The following is a 1,391-nucleotide window of genomic DNA, read 5'->3' on the forward strand; positions in this document are numbered from 1 at the left end:
ATATGCAGGAAGGTCGCGTGAATTACCTCGGGAGATCTGCCATTCTGCCACTGTGCTACCGATATCGAGAGGTATCGGGATGGAATGTCAGAAGTCAGCCGACGCCGTAGTAGTACCGGCTCACCACCAGTATGAAGGGCTGAACATGTTAACCGTAATTAGGACACGGATACTCGATGTCGATTAATGATGCACAAGGGCAAGTGATTGCCACCGCCAGCCAGGGTAGCGAACAGTATTCGCCAGAGCAGCTGTGTGGTGCTGAAGTCGACACGGCGGTCAGTGGGCGAACGAAAGCGGAAGTGCCGTTGACAATAGAAACGGTGACAGAAAGAGCCAATATGATGCTGGCCTATCAGCGGGTGGTGGAAAACAAAGGTGCCGCAGGGGTGGATAACCTCAGTGTGCAGGCGTTAAAACCCTGGCTGAAAGAAAACTGGGCAAGTATCAAGAGTGCACTGATGGCAGGAGATTATCTGCCCCGGGCGATACGCAAAATGGATATCCCAAAGCCAGATGGCGGCGTGAGAACATTAGGTATCCCGACGGTGGCAGACAGACTCATCCAACAGGCGATAGCGCAGAAACTGAGCCCTGTCGTCGACCCGACTTTCTCAAATTCCAGTTATGGCTTCCGCCCGGGACGCAATGCATGGCAGGCGGTGCGTCAGGCACAAGTCTATATGCACAGCGGTAAACGCTGGGTGGTCGATATGGATCTGGAAAAGTTCTTCGACAGAGTTGACCACGATATTTTAATGTCGCGGATAGCTCGACGGGTCAAGGATATACGGCTATTAAAATTAATACGCCGCTACCTTGAGGCCGAAAGTGTCGACAGGAATAAAGAGAGAGTCAAACGTGTGAGAGGGATGGCGCAAGGCGGCCCTTTATCGCCGTTGTTGTCGAACATCTTGTTGGATGAGCTGGACAAAGAGCTGGAACGACGCGGACACGCGTTCTGCCGGTATGCAGACGACTGCAATATTTATGTCAGCAGCCGAAAAGCGGGTGAACATCTTCTCAAGGATATCAGTGAGTACCTGACAGAGACGTTAGGACTGACAATAAACGACAAGAAGAGTGCGGTGGCAAGACCCTGGGAACGGAAGTTCTTAGGGTACAGCGTCACAAGGCATAAATATGTTCGGCTTAAAGTGGCAGACAGCAGTGTGGCGAGGCTGAAGGATAAGCTCCGTAGCCTGACCACAGGGCACAGCTCGGCGTCAGTAAAAGTGATCATCAATAAACTCAGACCGGTCCTCAGAGGTTGGGTAAGTTACTTCCGTTACACCGAAGTAAAAGGAGTACTGGAAGAACTGGATAGCTGGACAAACAGGAAGTTACGCTGCCTTCTCTGGAGGCAATGGAAGCGCACAGGAACGCGAGCA

1 protein-coding gene is annotated in these 1,391 nt (G+C 51.9%); it reads left to right on the forward strand.

Translation table 11 applies throughout. From position 1 onward, the window contains the following. Positions 1-176 precede the first annotated feature (176 nt). The coding region (ltrA, locus tag EHN07_RS18920; RefSeq protein ID WP_124025560.1) for a group II intron reverse transcriptase/maturase at positions 177-1,391 on the forward strand (1,215 nt) is incomplete at its 3' end.

The organism is Buttiauxella warmboldiae, from assembly GCF_003818135.1.
Taxonomy (GTDB): Bacteria; Pseudomonadota; Gammaproteobacteria; order Enterobacterales; family Enterobacteriaceae; genus Buttiauxella; species Buttiauxella warmboldiae.